A 17963-nucleotide genomic window follows, 5' to 3' on the forward strand; every position below is an offset into this window, starting at 1 on the left:
CCCTGAATCCGGGTGGATTCGGTTAAGAAAATTTATGCGATTACCCAGGGTGCCAGCGTGAGGCGGGGCGCAGATAACCCGCTAAACAGGTACCGATTCCGTAAGACCCGGGTATAAGAAAAGTCATGCGGCTGGGAGTGATGCGGCCTGGCGCGCAGGCGAAGGTATCCTGAACAGGTTGTTGCGCGCCTGAAGCCGAGGCGTTATCCCTGACTTTTTGGCGATGATAAAAAAAACGCAGCAGGTGGTCGCCCGCTGCGTTTCCTAACATAAATCAGTAATTCTTATTGATATCGCGATAGAGCCGGCTTTCAAAGCGCACCAGCGGAATACGGCGTGTGCGCTGATCCTGCGGCGGAACCGCATAGCCAGAAAGGAACTGCACAAACGCCACGCGTGCCCCGCTGGAGGTGGTGATAAAGCCTGCAAGGTTATATACGCCCTGCAGTGAGCCGGTTTTAGCCGAGACCTTGCCATCCAGACCGGCTTCGTGCAGTCCCCCACGGTACTGCAGCGTGCCATCGTGTCCGGCCAGCGGTAGCATCGAAATATAATCCAGTTTGCTGTCGTTCTGCGCAATATATTGCAGCACCTGCATCATGGTGGCGGGGGAGATCAGATCGTGACGTGACAGGCCCGAACCATCCACCTGGATGCTGTTACCCAAATCAATATTGGCTTTTTCACGCAGGATGCGACGAACCGCATCTGACCCTGCGCGGAAGGTGCCCGGTACGTTGAAGTAATGATGGCCAATGGTGCGGAACACCGTGTCGGCAATCATATTGTCGGACTTCTTCAGCATCATATGCAGCAGCGTATGCAGCGGCGCTGACTGCGTTGATGCCAGCACGGTGCCCGGCTCGGTCACCTGCGTCTGACGTAGCAGATGGCCGCTGTAATCAATACCGGCGGAACGCAGTTCTGCTTTCAGGATTTCGCCTGCCCAGGCCGCGCCATCCTGAACCGCAAAGGCTAAAGGAAGCGGATCGCTACGCTGACGCATACAGCCGGTTAAGGTGTAGCGGTTCAGCTCGCCAGGCACCACGTCCAGCTCGCAGTATTGTCCGTCACCGCTGTTGCGCCCAATCGTCCGCACCTGGCTTAACATGTGAGCCGGGTAGTAGGACGCAATGCGGATAAAGGCATTTTCGCCCGGTTTGTCGGCACTGTAGAGTGAAACCGAGAAGCAGTTTTTATCCACAATAGCCGCCGCCGGCGGTGCGCTAAAGCACTGGGTCATGTCATTCCACGGCCAGCCAGGCGCCGCATCATGGCTGGCAAACACCGAGGTATCGATGACCAGATTACCTTTGATGTGTGTGATGCCTTGTTTTTTTAACGCCGCGACCATATTCCGCAGATCCTGACGACCCAAGGTGGGATCGCCAGCAAACCGGGCTACTAAATCACCATTAAGCGTGCCATCGACCAGCGCGCCTTTGGTTTCAAAGGTGGTTTGAAAACGGTAATCACCGCCCAGTTCCAGCAATGCCGCCAGGGCGGTGATCACTTTCATGGTACTGGCGGGAAGTGCCATCTGTTTCCCGTGGTAATCGATAATTGGCGTGGATGCGCCCACTTTTTGCACCAGCAAAGCCAGATTGGCACCATCTGGCAGATATTGCATGTATTCATCAACTGGCGCTGCTTGTGCCTGCAGCATAAAAGCACAGGTTAATCCGGTAACAAGTCGTGAAAATCGCATAATCTCGCGGCAACTGACAGGTGAAGGCGACAATACTACGTCCCTGGACGGTGGAAAGTAAACGATGACCCGCAGGGAACTCTGGGTTAAAATACGTATCAAATTGCAAAACCTTTTCTGGCCTGGAACACTTTCCGGGTCAGTCTTCTTTTATTTGCAAAACGAGGTCTTGCGCCGCAGAACGCTTTTTTCTGCAGTCACCGGTCAGGATGCACCGTGAAACAGGAATGATGACGAGGAGCTAAAATGAACCAGATTCCGATGACGTTAAGAGGCGCTGAAAGGCTGCGCGAAGAGCTGCATGAGCTGAAAACGGTGAAGCGCCCGCGCATTATTGCCTCCATCGCGGAGGCCCGCGAGCACGGCGATTTGAAAGAGAACGCCGAATACCACGCCGCGCGTGAAGAACAGGGGTTCTGTGAGGGACGCATTCAGGAGATTGAAGCCAAACTCTCTAATGCACAGGTCATTGACGTCACACAGATGCCGAAAACCGGCCGCGTGATTTTTGGCGCAACGGTAACCGTGTTGAACGTGGACACGGATGAAGAGTTTACCTATCGCATCGTGGGTGATGATGAGGCAGACTTTAAGCAGAATTTGATTTCTGTTAACTCGCCGATGGCCCGTGGCCTGGTAGGGAAAGAAGCCGATGACGTGGCGATTATCAAAACGCCAGGCGGCGATGTCGAGTACGAAATCCTGAAGGTGGAGTACATCTGACAGGGTGCAATTGTCTGAAAAGCATTGCCGTACAGTGTAAAGAAAGGAAAAAGGCCGCGCTGCGGCCTTTTATCCCATGTAAGAGCATGGCACTTTCTTTGCCCACCTAGCGTGGCAGAGAAATTTTGCTCTCTTTAGCGGGGCGATACAGCACCAGCGTTTTGCCAATGACCTGAACGTTGCTGGCACGGGTTTCACGTACGATAGCTTCAACGATCAGCTGCCTGGTTTCACGTTCTTCAGAGGCAATTTTCACCTTGATCAATTCGTGATGTTCCAGCGCGTGTTCAATCTCAGCCAGTACACCTTCGGTCAGGCCATTGCCTCCGAGCATGACGACTGGCTTGAGCGGATGGGCGAGGCCTTTGAGGTGCTGTTTTTGTTTGGTACTTAGATTCATCGTATTATTTACTTACTCGGGGATTGAAAACGGTTCATTCTACCGCCATCTCGGGTATATCGCCAAATCGACGCAGCCTATCGCGTGCAGATTTATCGCTACGATGACGATTTAGTTGGAAATTTTATGACCGGTAAAAAGCGTTCAGCCAGCTCCAGCCGCTGGCTACAGGAACACTTTAGCGATAAATACGTGCTCCAGGCACAGAAAAAAGGGTTGCGTTCGCGCGCCTGGTTTAAACTTGATGAAATCCAACAGGGTGACAAGCTTTTCAAACCCGGGATGACCGTGGTAGATCTGGGTGCTGCACCCGGTGGCTGGTCGCAATATGTGGTACAGCAAATTGGGTCCAAAGGTCGCGTTATCGCTTGTGATATTCTGCCGATGGATCCTATTGTTGGTGTCGATTTCCTTCAAGGTGATTTTCGTGAAGAATCGGTGATCAAAGCATTACTTGAACGTGTGGGCGAGCAGAAGGTCCAGGTCGTCATGTCGGATATGGCACCGAATATGAGTGGTACACCTGCCGTAGATATTCCCCGGTCGATGTATTTGGTTGAGCTGGCGTTGGATATGTGCCGTGATATTTTGGCTCCAGGCGGCAGTTTTGTTGTGAAAGTGTTCCAGGGAGATGGCTTTGATGAATACCTGCGGGAAATTCGCTCCCTGTTTACGAAAGTGAAAATACGTAAGCCTGACGCTTCACGTTCACGTTCACGTGAAGTTTATATTGTGGCGACTGGGCGCAAACTGTAACCGACGTGATGGATAACCCGGCATTCCTGCTGCGATTCCATGTACGAAGGATCTATAGTACCCTACGCTATCTGTTAACACCGTTGTAATATGAGGTTAATCCCTTGAGTGACATGGCGAAAAACCTGATTCTCTGGCTAGTCATCGCGGTCGTGCTGATGTCGGTCTTCCAGAGCTTTGGGCCCAGCGAGTCGAATGGCCGTAGGGTTGATTATTCAACCTTCCTGTCGGAAGTGAACCAGGATCAGGTCCGCGAGGCACGTATTAACGGGCGTGAAATTAACGTTATCAAAAAAGACAGCAATAAATACACCACTTACATTCCTGTCAATGACCCCAAGTTACTCGATAACCTGTTGACCAAGAACGTCAAAGTGGTTGGTGAACCACCTGAAGAGCCGAGCCTGCTGGCATCTATCTTCATTTCATGGTTCCCAATGTTACTGCTGATTGGTGTGTGGATTTTCTTCATGCGTCAAATGCAGGGCGGCGGTGGCAAAGGCGCGATGTCCTTTGGTAAAAGCAAAGCCCGTATGTTGACGGAAGATCAGATTAAAACCACTTTTGCTGACGTTGCAGGCTGCGACGAAGCGAAAGAGGAAGTCGGTGAGCTGGTTGAATACCTGCGTGAGCCGAGCCGCTTCCAGAAGCTCGGGGGTAAAATTCCGAAAGGCGTGCTGATGGTTGGCCCGCCGGGTACCGGTAAAACCTTGCTGGCAAAAGCGATTGCCGGCGAAGCGAAAGTGCCTTTCTTTACCATTTCGGGCTCTGACTTTGTTGAAATGTTCGTCGGTGTCGGTGCATCTCGTGTGCGCGATATGTTTGAACAGGCCAAGAAGGCGGCACCGTGCATTATCTTTATCGATGAAATCGATGCGGTCGGTCGTCAGCGTGGTGCCGGTTTAGGTGGCGGTCACGATGAACGTGAACAAACCCTGAACCAGATGCTGGTTGAGATGGACGGTTTTGAAGGCAACGAAGGCATCATCGTGATTGCCGCAACCAACCGTCCAGACGTGCTTGACCCCGCGTTGCTGCGTCCGGGCCGCTTTGACCGTCAGGTTGTTGTTGGCTTGCCAGACGTGCGTGGCCGTGAGCAGATCCTGAAAGTGCACATGCGCCGCGTGCCATTAGCAACGGATATTGACGCGGCGATCATCGCGCGCGGTACGCCGGGCTTCTCAGGTGCCGATCTGGCTAACCTGGTAAACGAAGCCGCGCTGTTTGCTGCCCGCAGCAACAAGCGCGTTGTATCGATGGTGGAATTCGAAAAAGCCAAAGACAAGATCATGATGGGTGCAGAGCGCCGCTCCATGGTGATGACGGAAGCGCAGAAAGAGTCCACCGCTTATCACGAAGCCGGTCACGCCATTATTGGTCGCCTGGTGCCGGAACACGATCCGGTGCATAAAGTCACCATTATCCCGCGTGGTCGTGCATTAGGTGTGACCTTCTTCCTGCCTGAAGGCGATGCGATTAGCGCCAGCCGTCAGAAACTGGAAAGCCAGATTTCGACCCTGTACGGTGGTCGTCTGGCAGAAGAAATCATCTACGGTGTTGAGCATGTCTCAACCGGCGCATCAAACGACATCAAAGTGGCGACCAACCTGGCACGTAACATGGTGACCCAGTGGGGCTTCTCTGAAAAACTCGGTCCGTTACTGTATGCAGAAGAAGACGGTGAAGTGTTCCTCGGCCGTTCTGTGGCGAAAGCCAAGCATATGTCAGATGAAACCGCGCGTATTATCGATCAGGAAGTTAAACACCTGATTGATACGAACTACCAGCGTGCGCGTCAGATTCTGGGTGAAAACATGGACATCCTTCATGCGATGAAAGATGCGCTGATGAAGTATGAAACCATTGATGCACCGCAGATTGACGACCTGATGGCTCGCCGTGAAGTGCGTCCTCCTGCGGGCTGGGAAGATCCCGGCACCAGCAGCAATTCTGATAACAATGGCACGCCAAAGGCACCGCGTCCGGTCGATGAGCCGCGTACGCCAAATCCAGGCAACACCATGTCAGAACAGTTCGACAAATAAGACTTCACGTCTTTTAATAAAACCCCGGCTGGTCCGGGGTTTTTTACATCTATACATTGCGCTACAAGGAGTACATCACCATGAAATTGTTCGCCCGTGATTCCCATCTTGATTTGTCGTTTCCACATGTGATGGGCATTCTTAACGTCACGCCGGACTCTTTTTCGGATGGTGGTAAACACAATGCGTTGGTGGATGCACTCACGCATACCAATGAAATGGTGAATGCCGGCGCAACCATCATCGACGTGGGCGGCGAGTCTACGCGTCCCGGCGCGGATGAGGTCAGCGTTGAGGAAGAACTTGAGCGGGTCATCCCCGTGGTGGCAGCAATCGCTCAGCGCTTTGAAGTCTGGATCTCCGTGGATACCTCTAAGGCTGAGGTCATCAGGGAAGCGGCGAGCGTGGGGGCGCACATCATCAATGACGTGCGCTCTCTGTCTGAACCAGGAGCGCTGGCCGCCGCCGCCGCGACTGGCCTGCCGGTATGCCTGATGCATATGAAGGGCGAGCCGCGCACCATGCAGCAGGCACCGGCCTATCAAGATATCTTCAGCGAAGTGGATGCTTACTTCGTTGAGCAACTGGCCCGCTGCGAGGCGGCCGGAATAAAAAAAGAGAATCTGCTGCTCGACCCGGGCTTCGGTTTCGGTAAGAATCTCAGCCACAATTATGAACTGTTGGCTCGACTCGGCGAATTTCACCATTTTGGTCTGCCCCTGCTGGTTGGCATGTCACGAAAATCAATGATTGGTCAGCTGCTGAATGTCGGGCCTGGCCAGCGTCTGACCGGCAGCCTGGCCTGCGCGGTGATCGCCGCCATGCAGGGAGCACACATTATTCGCGTTCATGATGTAAAAGAAACGGTCGAGGCGATGCGGGTGGTCGAGGCGACACAAAGAGCTAAAGGATGATAGAGCATGAGTAATCGTAAATATTTTGGTACAGATGGTATTCGCGGCAAAGTGGGAGAGTCTCCGATTACCCCGGATTTTGTTTTAAAACTCGGCTGGGCTGCGGGCAAAGTGCTGGCGCGCCACGGTTCAAAAAAAATCATTATCGGCAAAGATACTCGCATTTCGGGCTATATGCTGGAATCTGCACTGGAGGCAGGACTGGCCGCCGCAGGGCTGTCAGCGGCGTTTACCGGCCCAATGCCGACGCCTGCCATTGCCTATCTGACCCGCACGTTTCGCGCTGAGGCCGGTATTGTTATCTCCGCCTCCCATAACCCGTTTGACGACAACGGCATTAAGTTCTTCTCAGCCGAAGGCACCAAGCTACCTGATGATGTAGAAGAAGCGATTGAACTGGAAATGGAAAAGCCGCTGACCTGTGTGGAATCATCCCTGTTGGGTCGCGCCAGCCGAATTGTGGATGCCGCCGGACGTTACATTGAGTTCTGTAAGGGCACCTTCCCCAGTGAGCTGAGCCTGAGTGGCCTGAAAATTGTGGTGGACTGTGCTAACGGTGCCACCTACCACATCGCGCCGAATGTCCTGCGTGAGTTGGGCGCAACGGTGATTGCCGTTGGTGTACAGCCTGATGGCATGAACATCAACAAAGAGTGCGGTGCGACCGATCTGAAAATGCTGCAGCAGCGCGTTCTGGCCGAGAAGGCGGACATCGGCCTGGCCTATGATGGCGATGGCGATCGCATCATGATGGTGGACCACTTGGGCGAGAAGGTCGATGGCGATCAGATTCTTTATATCATCGCCCGTGAAGGCCTGCGTCAGGGGCAACTGTGCGGCGGCGTTGTCGGCACGCTGATGAGTAATATGGGGCTGGAGCTGGCGCTGAAGCAGTTAGGCATTCCTTTTGTGCGGGCCAAAGTGGGTGACCGCTATGTGCTCGAAAAATTACAGGAAAAAGGCTGGCGGCTCGGCGCTGAAAACTCAGGCCACGTGATTCTGCTGGATAAAATCGCTACCGGTGATGGGATCGTAGCAAGTTTGCAAGTGCTTACTGCGATGGTGCGCAATCACATGAGCCTGCATGACCTGTGCACTGGGATGAAGATGCTGCCTCAGGTGCTGGTCAACGTGCGCTTTACGGGTGAACACGATCCTCTGGAAAGCGAAACGGTGAAAACCGTGGCGCAGGACGTGGAGAAAACCCTGGCCGGCCGTGGGCGCGTGTTGCTGCGTAAATCCGGTACGGAGCCGTTAATCCGCGTGATGGTAGAAGGCGAGGATGCAGCCCAGGTGACGGCGCTGGCTAACCAGATTGCGGATGCGGTGAAAGCGGTCTGACGCAGGTGACAGGCCGGGACAGCGTTCTGTTCCTGCCTGTAAAATCATCGCACTGGCGCTTTTTTCTGCAATCAGCCTGCGACAGCTAAATTGCACTTGCAGAGGTATGCGCCATTGGTTAGTATTCACACCCGCTTCTGATGGGTGATGAACATACTCCCCGTCATATTGGTTGAAGCTTTAACTGTGCGGATTACGCGCAAGGAAACAGGTTGATTATGTACGAAGCTCTGTTAGTTGTTTTCCTTATTGTAGCGATTGGCCTTGTAGGTCTTATTATGCTGCAGCAAGGCAAAGGCGCTGATATGGGAGCATCATTTGGTGCAGGCGCGTCTGGCACGCTGTTTGGTTCTAACGGGTCGGGTAACTTTATGACTCGCATGACCGCAGTATTGGCTACGCTGTTTTTCGTGATCAGCCTGATTCTGGGTAACCTGAACAGTAACAAGACGTCCAAAGGAAGCGAGTGGGAAAACCTCACTGCGCCAGCTCAGTCTCAACAGCAGACTCAGCCAGCTAAACCGGCTACGCCGGGCAATGATATCCCGCACTAATAGCAGCAATATAGCGTCAGGAAAAAGCGGCAGAGCAGCGTCGCAGTCAGTGCAGTACCGAGGTGGTGAAATTGGTAGACACGCTACCTTGAGGTGGTAGTGCTCGAAAGGGCTTACGGGTTCAAGTCCCGTCCTCGGTACCAAATCTTAGTATTACTTGCATTTTATGCATGTTCGGCGTAATATTCGCCACGTTTTCGGACGCGGGGTGGAGCAGCCTGGTAGCTCGTCGGGCTCATAACCCGAAGGTCGTCGGTTCAAATCCGGCCCCCGCAACCACTTTCCCTTAGAGTTCTTTTTCAAATATACTGTGTGCATCGACGGGCGCATAAGCAGCGAATTTTGAAAAAAATTCTTTTGGATGGGCGTCCGGGCCGCAGTGCGGCATACAGGGTCCAGTGATAAAAAGCCCCGAATATTCGGGGTTTTTTGTTATTAGCGAATCGTAATACTGGGCTATAGGCCCTTTTTTTATGTCTTGGGGGTGGGCTTGTCCACATTAGAGCAAAAATTGACAGAGTTGGTATCTGCTCCGGTAGAAGCGCTCGGCTACGAACTGGTCGGAATTGAATTCGTTCGTGGTCGCACATCAACCCTGCGCATCTATATTGATAGTGAAGATGGCATCAATGTTGACGATTGCGCGGACGTCAGCCACCAGGTGAGTGCGGTGATGGATGTGGAAGATCCCATCACGGTGCCTTACCACCTTGAAGTGTCCTCACCGGGGCTCGATCGTCCTCTGTTCACTGCAGAACATTATGCACGCTTTACCGGCGATGAGGTGAGCCTGGTGCTGCGTATGGCCGTTCAAAACCGCCGTAAATGGCAGGGAATCATCAAGTCTGTTGAGGGCGAGATGATAACGGTAAACGTTGAGGGTAACGACGAGGTGTTCGCGCTGAGTAATATTCAGAAAGCGAACCTGGTCCCCCACTTTTAAAAGTCCGGATTGAGGCTAACCAGGATGAACAAAGAGATCTTAGCTGTTGTAGAAGCCGTTTCTAACGAAAAAGCCCTGCCGCGTGAGAAAATCTTCGAAGCGCTGGAGAGCGCGCTGGCGACTGCGACCAAGAAAAAGTACGAGCAGGAAATTGACGTACGCGTCAGCATCGACCGTAAGAGCGGCGATTTCGACACGTTCCGTCGTTGGGAAATCGTAGAGCAGGTTACGCAGCCTACGCGCGAAATTACGCTGGATGCGGCGCGCTACGAAGACGAGTCTCTCAATCTGGGCGAATACGTAGAAGACCAGATTGAATCTGTTACGTTTGACCGTATCACGACGCAGACGGCGAAACAGGTTATCGTACAAAAAGTGCGCGAAGCCGAACGTGCGATGGTGGTGGATCAGTTCCGCGAGCAGGAAGGCGAAATCATCACCGGTGTGGTGAAAAAAGTTAACCGCGACAACATCTCGCTGGACCTGGGCAACAATGCTGAAGCCGTGATCCTGCGTGAAGACATTCTGCCACGTGAAAACTTCCGCCCGGGCGATCGTATCCGCGGCGTTTTGTATGCCGTGCGTCCTGAAGCACGCGGCGCGCAGCTGTTTGTGACGCGTTCTAAACCTGAAATGCTGATCGAACTGTTCCGCATTGAGGTGCCAGAAATTGGCGAAGAAGTCCTTGAAATTAAAGCCGCTGCCCGCGATCCGGGTTCGCGTGCCAAAATTGCAGTAAAAACCAATGACAAACGTATCGATCCCGTTGGTGCCTGTGTGGGTATGCGCGGTGCGCGTGTTCAGGCAGTGTCTAGTGAGCTGGGCGGCGAGCGAATCGATATCGTGCTGTGGGACGACAACCCGGCACAGTTTGTGATTAACGCCATGGCTCCGGCCGATGTGGCGTCAATCGTGGTTGATGAAGATAACCACACGATGGATATCGCTGTTGAGGCTGGCAATCTGGCCCAGGCGATCGGCCGTAATGGCCAAAACGTGCGTCTGGCTTCACAGCTGAGTGGCTGGGAGCTGAACGTGATGACCGTCGATGATCTGCAGGCCAAGCATCAGGCTGAAGCACATGCGGCGATCGATATGTTCACTAAACATCTCGACATCGACGAAGAGTTCGCCACCATTCTGGTGGAAGAGGGCTTCTCAACGTTGGAAGAAATGGCCTATGTGCCAATCAACGAGCTGTTGGAAATTGACGGCCTCGACGAAGAGACCATTGAAGCCCTGCGTGAACGAGCAAAAAATGCGTTAACCACCCTGGCACTGGCAAAAGAAGAGAGCCTGGGTAATCAGGAACCTGCAGAAGACCTCCTGAATCTCGAAGGTCTGGATCGTGCACTGGCTTTCCGTCTGGCATCGAAAGGCGTTTGCACGCTGGAAGATCTCGCCGAGCAAGGTGTTGACGACCTGACGGATATTGAAGGGCTGACTGATGAGCAAGCTGGCGCGCTAATTATGGCCGCACGCAATATCTGCTGGTTCGGCGATGACGCGTAATAACAGGAAGGAACAGCATGACAGATGTAACCGTAAAATCGCTGGCAGCAGAAATTCAGACTTCGGTCGATCGCCTGGTACAGCAGTTTGCTGATGCGGGGATCCCAAAGTCTGAAAATGATGCGGTGACCCAGCACGAGAAAGAAACCTTACTGTCTCACCTGAAGCATGGTCAGGCCGGTTCAGGCAAACTGACATTGCAGCGCAAAACGCGTAGCACCTTGAATATTCCTGGCACCGGGGGTAAAAGTAAGTCGGTGCAAATCGAAGTCCGCAAAAAGCGTACGTACGTGAAAGGTGATGCAGAGTCTGAGCAAGCTCAGGCAGAAGCGGAAGCTGAGGCACAGCGTGAAGCGGAAGAGCAGGCGCAACGCGAGGCCGCTGAACAAGCGCGTCGTGAAGCGGAACAGAAAGCGCAACGTGAAGCCGAAGAGAAAGCCAGGCGCGAAGCCGCTGAAAAGGCCAAGCGTGCAGCAGCGGAAAATGAGAAAGTGACTAATCAACCTACCGACGAAGTGACCAAGGCCGCGCAGTCCGATAAAGCACGTCGTGAAGCGGAAGCCGCCGAACTGAAGCGTAAAGCGGAAGAAGAAGCGCGCCGTAAGCTGGAAGAGGCTGCCCGCCTCGCTGCGGAAGAAGCCCGCCGTTTAGCCGTAGAAAAAGCGGCTGAATGGGAAAAGCCTGAAGAAGAGGATAAGGGCGACTATCACGTCACCACCTCTACGCATGCCCGCCAGGCCGAAGACGAGAACGATCGTCAGGTTGAAGCAGGCCGTGCCCGTACCCGCAGTGCGAAAGCTGCCCGTCCGGTGAAAAAAGGCAACAAGCATTCAGAAGCCAAAACTGACCGCGAAGAAGCGCGTGCGCAGGTTCGTGGCGGTAAAGGCGGTAAGCATCGCAAACCAAGCGCACTGCAGCAGGGCTTCAACAAGCCAGCGCAGGCGGTTAACCGTGATGTCATCATTGGCGAAACCATTACCGTTGCCGAACTGGCTAACAAAATGGCCGTCAAAGGTTCACTGGTCATTAAAGCGATGATGAAAATGGGCGCCATGGCGACCATCAATCAGGTCATCGACCAGGAAACTGCACAGCTGGTTGCCGAAGAAATGGGCCACAAAGTGACCCTTCGTCGTGAGAACGAGCTGGAAGAAGCGGTAATGGACGATCGTGATACCGATGCCGCACAGGAATCCCGTGCGCCGGTCGTGACCATCATGGGCCACGTTGACCACGGTAAAACCTCCCTGCTGGACTATATCCGCTCGACCAAAATCGCCTCTGGCGAAGCGGGCGGTATTACGCAGCACATCGGTGCGTATCACGTCGAAACTGAAAACGGCATGGTAACCTTCCTGGATACCCCGGGCCACGCCGCGTTTACCGCGATGCGTGCACGTGGTGCGCAGGCAACGGATATCGTTATCCTGGTCGTCGCGGCAGATGATGGCGTGATGCCACAGACCGTTGAAGCTATCCAGCACGCCAAAGCGGCGAAAGTGCCGGTAGTGGTTGCGGTGAACAAGTGCGATAAGCCAGAAGCCGATCCGGATCGTGTTAAAAACGAGCTGACGCAGTACGGGATCATCCCGGAAGAGTGGGGCGGCGAAAACATGTTCGTTAACGTCTCTGCGAAAGCGGGTACCGGTATCGATGACCTGTTAAATGCTATCCTGCTGCAGGCTGAAGTCCTTGAGCTGACCGCTATCCGTGAAGGTATGGCGAGCGGCGTGGTGATTGAATCGTTCCTCGACAAAGGTCGTGGTCCGGTTGCCACCGTTCTGGTACGCGAAGGTACGCTGAACAAGGGCGACATCGTTCTGTGCGGCTTCGAATACGGCCGTGTCCGTGCGATGCGTGACGAACTGGGCCGCGAAGTGATGGAAGCGGGTCCTTCAATCCCGGTTGAGATCCTCGGCCTGTCCGGTGTACCGGCAGCGGGTGATGAAGCGACCGTGGTACGTGACGAGAAGAAAGCGCGTGAAGTGGCACTGTATCGTCAGGGCAAATTCCGCGAAGTGAAACTGGCGCGTCAGCAGAAATCTAAGCTGGAAAACATGTTTGCGAACATGACCGAAGGCGAAGTGTCCGAACTGAACATCGTGCTCAAAGCCGACGTACAGGGTTCTGTGGAAGCGATCTCCGACTCCTTGCTGAAACTCTCCACCGACGAAGTGAAGGTGAAGATTGTCGGTTCAGGCGTAGGTGGGATCACCGAAACCGACGCCACGCTGGCAGCGGCATCCAACGCTATCCTGCTGGGCTTCAACGTTCGTGCTGACGCGTCCGCGCGCCGCGTGATCGATGCTGAAAGCCTGGATCTGCGTTACTACTCCGTCATCTATAACCTGATTGACGAAGTGAAAGCCGCGATGAGCGGTATGCTGGCTCCAGAGTACAAACAGCAGATTATCGGTCTGGCTGAAGTGCGTGACGTGTTCAAATCACCGAAATTTGGTGCAGTGGCAGGTTGTATGGTGACGGAAGGCAATATCAAACGTCACAACCCAATCCGCGTACTGCGCGATAACGTGGTGATCTACGAAGGCGAACTGGAATCACTGCGTCGCTTTAAAGATGACGTGAACGAAGTGCGTAACGGCATGGAGTGCGGTATCGGCGTGAAGAACTATAATGACGTTCGTGTCGGCGATATGATCGAAGTCTTCGAAGTGATTGAAGTTAAACGCACTATCGCTTAAGTCTTAGCGTTAATGATGCAATTTGGGAGGCCGCTGGCCTCCCGAATTATTTGGGAGAAATAAAAATGGCGAAAGAATTTGGCCGTCCGCAGCGTGTTTCGCAGGAGCTGCAAAAAGAGATAGCCATGATCCTGCAGCGTGAAATTAAAGATCCGCGCCTGGGCATGATGGTGACCGTTTCTGGCGTTGAGGTATCCCGTGACCTCGCTTACGCCAAAGTGTTTGTTACCTTCCTCAATGATAAAGATGAAGAAGCCGTACAAAATGGCCTGAAAGCGTTAAAAGAAGCCTCGGGTTATATCCGCACGCTGCTGGGTAAAGCCATGCGCCTGCGTATCGTGCCGGAACTGACCTTCTTCTACGACAACTCGTTGATCGAAGGGATGCGCATGTCTAACCTCGTCACCAACGTGGTGAAAAAAGACGTTGAGCGTCGTGGTCCTGAGGCCACGGACGATGACGAGGAGGCGTAATGAGTCGTCCTCGTCGTCGCGGTCGCGACGTCCATGGCGTCTTATTGCTGGATAAACCACAAGGGATGTCATCCAACGATGTCCTGCAAAAGGTCAAGCGTATTTTCAACGCTAACCGTGCAGGACATACCGGCGCGCTCGATCCTCTGGCCACCGGCATGTTGCCGATTTGCCTGGGTGAAGCCACCAAGTTTTCTCAGTATCTGCTGGACTCCGATAAGCGCTATCGTGTGATTGCCCGCCTGGGTGAACGCACCGATACCTCTGATGCGGACGGCAATCTGGTGCAGACCCGTCCTGTGACCTTCACTCAGTCAGAACTCGACAAGGCGCTGGACAGTTTTCGTGGCGATATCATGCAGGTGCCTTCCATGTTTTCTGCACTGAAACATCAGGGCAGAAAACTGTATGAGTACGCACGTGAAGGCATCACCATCGAACGTGAACCCCGCCCGATTACCGTTTATGCGCTGCAGTTTATTCGCTGGCAGGGCAATGAGCTGGAGCTGGACGTCCACTGTTCCAAAGGCACCTACATTCGCACCATTATTGACGATCTGGGCGAGAAGCTTGGCTGCGGTGCGCACGTCATCATGCTGCGCCGGGTACAGGTTGCCCGTTATCCGTTTGAGAAGATGGTCACACTGGAGCAGCTCCGGGCACTGCAGCATCGCGCCAGTGAGACAGGTGAAGATCTGGCGCAGCACCTTGATCCGCTGCTTCTGCCAATGGACAGCCCGGCGTCCGATTATCCGGCGGTTAACGTTTCATCCGATGTCGCCGCGTACTTTAAGCAGGGCCAGCCGGTTCACGCCAGTCAGGCGCCAGCCCAGGGCTTAGTACGCGTCACCGAAGGTGAAGAGGGCAAATTTATCGGCATGGCTGAAATTGCCGAGGATGGCCGAATTGCCCCCCGCCGTTTAGTGGTGGAGTATCAGAATTAAGTTGTGCGCTTTCCGCGTTGGGCATTTGCGTTGCCCTCTGGCGAAGAGTAGAATGGCGCGGCTTTAAAGCGGGATGCTGAATTAGAGATCGGCGCCCATACATTCATTTAACTGGAGTTTATTATGTCTCTAAGCGTAGAAGCTAAAGCAGAGATCGTTGCTAAATATGGTCGTGGTGCTAACGACAGCGGTTCAACCGAAGTTCAGGTTGCACTGTTGACCGCGCAGATCAGCCATCTGCAGGGCCACTTCTCTGAGCACAAGAAAGACCACCACAGCCGCCGCGGTCTGCTGCGCATGGTATCTCAGCGTCGTAAGCTGCTGGACTACCTGAAGCGTAAAGACGTTGCACGCTACAGCAGCCTGATCGAAAGTCTCGGTCTGCGTCGCTAAGTCTTAAAATCGGGTCGTCAGGGATGCCACTTAAGTGCGCTAAAACCCGACTGGCGATCTGATTTGTGCGAGTTTCATGAAAAGGGGGCCTTTATGGCCCCTTTTTTCGAGCAATGCGCAGCAATCCTGAGCAAACTCATGTATTGTTGTTGGGTGTGATCTTTGTTTGCAGAGGTTCGCGCGGCTAATGAGAGGCTTTTACCGCAGGGGCGGTTAAGGGTTGTCATTAGTCGCGAGGATGCAACGAGGATCGGTAATCAATGGCAGGCTCAATATAGCACTGCCCCGATGTTAAGGACTTTGATTTTGCTTAATCCGATCGTACGCAAATTCCAATATGGTCAACATACCGTCACGCTGGAAACCGGCATGATGGCTCGCCAGGCGACTGCCGCCGTGATGGTGAGCATGGACGATACCGCAGTATTTGTCACCGTTGTTGGTCAGAAAAAAACCAAGCCAGGTCAGGACTTTTTCCCACTGACCGTTAACTATCAGGAGCGTACTTACGCTGCTGGTCGTATCCCAGGTAGCTTCTTCCGTCGTGAAGGTCGCCCAAGCGAAGGCGAAACCCTGATTTCACGTCTGATTGACCGTCCGGTGCGTCCGCTGTTCCCGGAAGGTTTCGTCAACGAAGTGCAGGTTATTGCGACCGTTGTTTCAGTTAACCCACAGGTTCACCCGGACATCGTTGCCATGATCGGTGCTTCTGCAGCCCTGGCGCTGTCAGGTCTGCCTTTCAACGGCCCTATCGGTGCGGCTCGCGTAGGTTATATCAATGACCAGTATGTACTGAACCCAACGGCTGATGAGCTGAAAACATCCCGTCTGGACCTGGTGGTTGCCGGTACACAGAACGCCGTTCTGATGGTGGAATCTGAAGCGGAAATCCTGTCTGAAGAGCAGATGCTGGGTGCGGTGGTGTTTGGCCACGATCAGCAGCAGATCGTGATTGAAAACATCAACTCCCTGGTTGCCGAAGCGGGCAAACCGCGTTGGGACTGGCAGCCAGAGCAGGCAAATACTGCACTGATTTCACGCGTTGCGGCGCTGGCCGAAACCCGTATCAGCGATGCATACCGCATTACCGATAAGCAAGAGCGTTACACCCAGGTTGGCGTCATTAAAGACGAAACCATTGCTGCGCTACTGGCAGAAGATGAATCACTCGATGCGGCCGAAATCGGCGATATCGTTCACAGCCTGGAAAAGAATGTGGTTCGTACCCGCATCCTGAACGGCGAGCCACGTATTGATGGCCGTGAAAAAGACATGATCCGTGGTCTGGACGTGCGCACGGGCGTTCTGCCACGTACACACGGTTCCGCACTGTTCACCCGTGGTGAAACACAGGCGCTGGTGACCGCGACGCTGGGCACCACCCGCGATGCGCAGAACCTGGATGAGCTGATGGGCGAACGCACCGACAGCTTCCTGTTCCACTATAACTTCCCTCCGTACTCCGTTGGTGAGACCGGTATGGTGGGCTCGCCTAAGCGTCGTGAAATCGGTCACGGTCGTCTGGCGAAGCGCGGCGTGCTGGCCGTGATGCCTAAAGCTGAAGATTTCCCGTATACCGTGCGTGTGGTTTCTGAAATCACCGAATCTAACGGTTCCTCTTCTATGGCCTCGGTCTGTGGTGCCTCTCTGGCACTGATGGATGCCGGTGTGCCAATCAAGGCCTCTGTTGCGGGTATCGCAATGGGCCTGGTGAAAGAAGACGACAAGTTTGTTGTCCTGTCCGACATCCTGGGTGATGAAGATCATCTGGGCGATATGGACTTTAAAGTCGCCGGTAGCCGTGAAGGTATCACTGCGCTGCAGATGGACATTAAAATTGAAGGCATCACCCGCGAGATCATGCAGGTTGCGCTGAACCAGGCCAAAGGTGCGCGTCTGCACATTCTGGGCGTAATGGAACAGGCTATCAGCACGCCGCGTCAGGAAATCTCTGAGTTCGCACCGCGCATTTACACCATCAAGATCAATTCAGACAAGATCAAAGATGTGATTGGTAAAGGCGGTTCTGTGATCCGTGCGCTGACCGAAGAAACCGGTACAACCATCGAAATCGAAGATGACGGTACCGTGAAAATCGCAGCAACCGATGGTCTGAAAGCGAAAGAAGCGATTCGTCGTATCGAAGAGATCACCGCAGAAATCGAAGTGGGCCGTATCTACAGCGGTAAAGTCACACGTATCGTAGACTTTGGTGCCTTCGTCGCTATCGGCGGTGGTAAAGAAGGTCTGGTGCATATTTCTCAAATCGCCGATAAGCGCGTTGAGAAAGTGACTGACTATCTGCAGATGGGTCAGGAAGTCCCGGTGAAGGTGATGGAAGTCGATCGCCAGGGCCGCGTACGTCTGAGCATCAAAGAAGCGACAGAAACCAAGCCTGAAGCTGTTGCAGCTGAGAGCGCACCTGACGCTGAATAAGTCTTTCCTGATTTGCCTCTCCTTGCCTGGCAGGGAGAGGCTTTTGTGTCATCGCGAGGGCGGGAATCCTTGTGCACAGCAGGCGGATAACAGGATGGTTGTCCCAATGTTTGTATTCG

Annotated in this window: 15 protein-coding genes and 2 tRNA genes; 15 read left to right on the plus strand and 2 right to left on the minus strand. The window is 53.7% G+C overall.

The genetic code is table 11. From position 1 onward, the window contains the following. Positions 1–274: 274 nt before the first annotated feature. A complete protein-coding gene (dacB, locus tag NYE92_RS17345) occupies positions 275–1708 on the minus strand; it encodes a serine-type D-Ala-D-Ala carboxypeptidase (RefSeq protein ID WP_014595158.1) in 1434 nt (477 codons plus the stop codon). Between the two features lie 246 nt (positions 1709–1954). Between dacB and greA the strand changes: the two genes are divergently transcribed. Then, positions 1955–2431, plus strand: a complete 477-nt coding sequence (greA, locus tag NYE92_RS17350; RefSeq protein WP_006121754.1) for a transcription elongation factor GreA — start codon at positions 1955–1957, stop codon at positions 2429–2431. 106 nt (positions 2432–2537) lie between these two features. Here the strand turns inward: greA and yhbY are convergent, their stop codons facing one another. Then, a complete protein-coding gene (gene yhbY / locus NYE92_RS17355) occupies positions 2538–2831 on the minus strand; it encodes a ribosome assembly RNA-binding protein YhbY (RefSeq protein ID WP_013024345.1) in 294 nt (97 codons plus the stop codon). Positions 2832–2957: 126 nt separating this feature from the next. Between yhbY and rlmE the strand changes: the two genes are divergently transcribed. From rlmE to pnp, 14 genes are all read left to right on the plus strand, one after another. After that, positions 2958–3587 carry a 23S rRNA (uridine(2552)-2'-O)-methyltransferase RlmE gene (rlmE, locus tag NYE92_RS17360; RefSeq protein WP_014595159.1) on the plus strand — a complete coding sequence of 210 codons (630 nt, stop codon included), beginning with the start codon at positions 2958–2960 and terminating at the stop codon, positions 3585–3587. 113 nt (positions 3588–3700) lie between these two features. Continuing rightward, a complete protein-coding gene (gene ftsH / locus NYE92_RS17365) occupies positions 3701–5632 on the plus strand; it encodes an ATP-dependent zinc metalloprotease FtsH (protein ID WP_015701098.1) in 1932 nt (643 codons plus the stop codon). An 80-nt stretch (positions 5633–5712) separates the two neighbouring features. Continuing rightward, complete coding sequence (folP, locus tag NYE92_RS17370) at positions 5713–6546, plus strand: dihydropteroate synthase (RefSeq protein WP_014595161.1); 834 nt, start codon at positions 5713–5715, stop codon at positions 6544–6546. Positions 6547–6552: 6 nt separating this feature from the next. Beyond that, positions 6553–7887 (plus strand): phosphoglucosamine mutase, encoded by a 1335-nt coding sequence (glmM, locus tag NYE92_RS17375; RefSeq protein ID WP_259019286.1) that lies wholly within the window; start codon positions 6553–6555, stop codon positions 7885–7887. A gap of 218 nt (positions 7888–8105) precedes the next feature. Next, positions 8106–8441, plus strand: a complete 336-nt coding sequence (gene secG / locus NYE92_RS17380; RefSeq protein WP_014606749.1) for a preprotein translocase subunit SecG — start codon at positions 8106–8108, stop codon at positions 8439–8441. Positions 8442–8497: 56 nt separating this feature from the next. After that, a tRNA-Leu gene (locus NYE92_RS17385) sits at positions 8498–8584 on the plus strand. 59 nt (positions 8585–8643) lie between these two features. Further along, positions 8644–8720: transfer RNA gene (locus NYE92_RS17390), tRNA-Met, on the plus strand. A gap of 211 nt (positions 8721–8931) precedes the next feature. Then, entirely contained in the window at positions 8932–9384 is a 453-nt protein-coding gene (rimP, locus tag NYE92_RS17395) for a ribosome maturation factor RimP (protein ID WP_006121761.1), read from the plus strand. Positions 9385–9408: 24 nt separating this feature from the next. Further along, positions 9409–10896 carry a transcription termination factor NusA gene (nusA, locus tag NYE92_RS17400; protein WP_259019287.1) on the plus strand — a complete coding sequence of 496 codons (1488 nt, stop codon included), beginning with the start codon at positions 9409–9411 and terminating at the stop codon, positions 10894–10896. A 17-nt stretch (positions 10897–10913) separates the two neighbouring features. Then, positions 10914–13598, plus strand: a complete 2685-nt coding sequence (gene infB / locus NYE92_RS17405) for a translation initiation factor IF-2 (protein ID WP_013024353.1) — start codon at positions 10914–10916, stop codon at positions 13596–13598. Between the two features lie 65 nt (positions 13599–13663). Further along, a complete protein-coding gene (gene rbfA, locus NYE92_RS17410; RefSeq protein WP_014606748.1) occupies positions 13664–14071 on the plus strand; it encodes a 30S ribosome-binding factor RbfA in 408 nt (135 codons plus the stop codon). Next, entirely contained in the window at positions 14071–15015 is a 945-nt protein-coding gene (truB, locus tag NYE92_RS17415) for a tRNA pseudouridine(55) synthase TruB (RefSeq protein WP_078828952.1), read from the plus strand. The genes rbfA and truB overlap by 1 nt, the downstream gene beginning before the upstream one ends. A gap of 123 nt (positions 15016–15138) precedes the next feature. Continuing rightward, positions 15139–15408: a 30S ribosomal protein S15 gene (rpsO, locus tag NYE92_RS17420; RefSeq protein WP_006121766.1), complete on the plus strand. Its 270-nt coding sequence runs from the start codon at positions 15139–15141 to the stop codon at positions 15406–15408. 306 nt (positions 15409–15714) lie between these two features. After that, positions 15715–17844: a polyribonucleotide nucleotidyltransferase gene (pnp, locus tag NYE92_RS17425; protein WP_014606747.1), complete on the plus strand. Its 2130-nt coding sequence runs from the start codon at positions 15715–15717 to the stop codon at positions 17842–17844. Positions 17845–17963 lie beyond the last annotated feature (119 nt).

It is taken from the genome of Pantoea sp. B566, assembly GCF_024793925.1.
Classification (GTDB): domain Bacteria; phylum Pseudomonadota; class Gammaproteobacteria; order Enterobacterales; family Enterobacteriaceae; genus Pantoea; species Pantoea ananatis.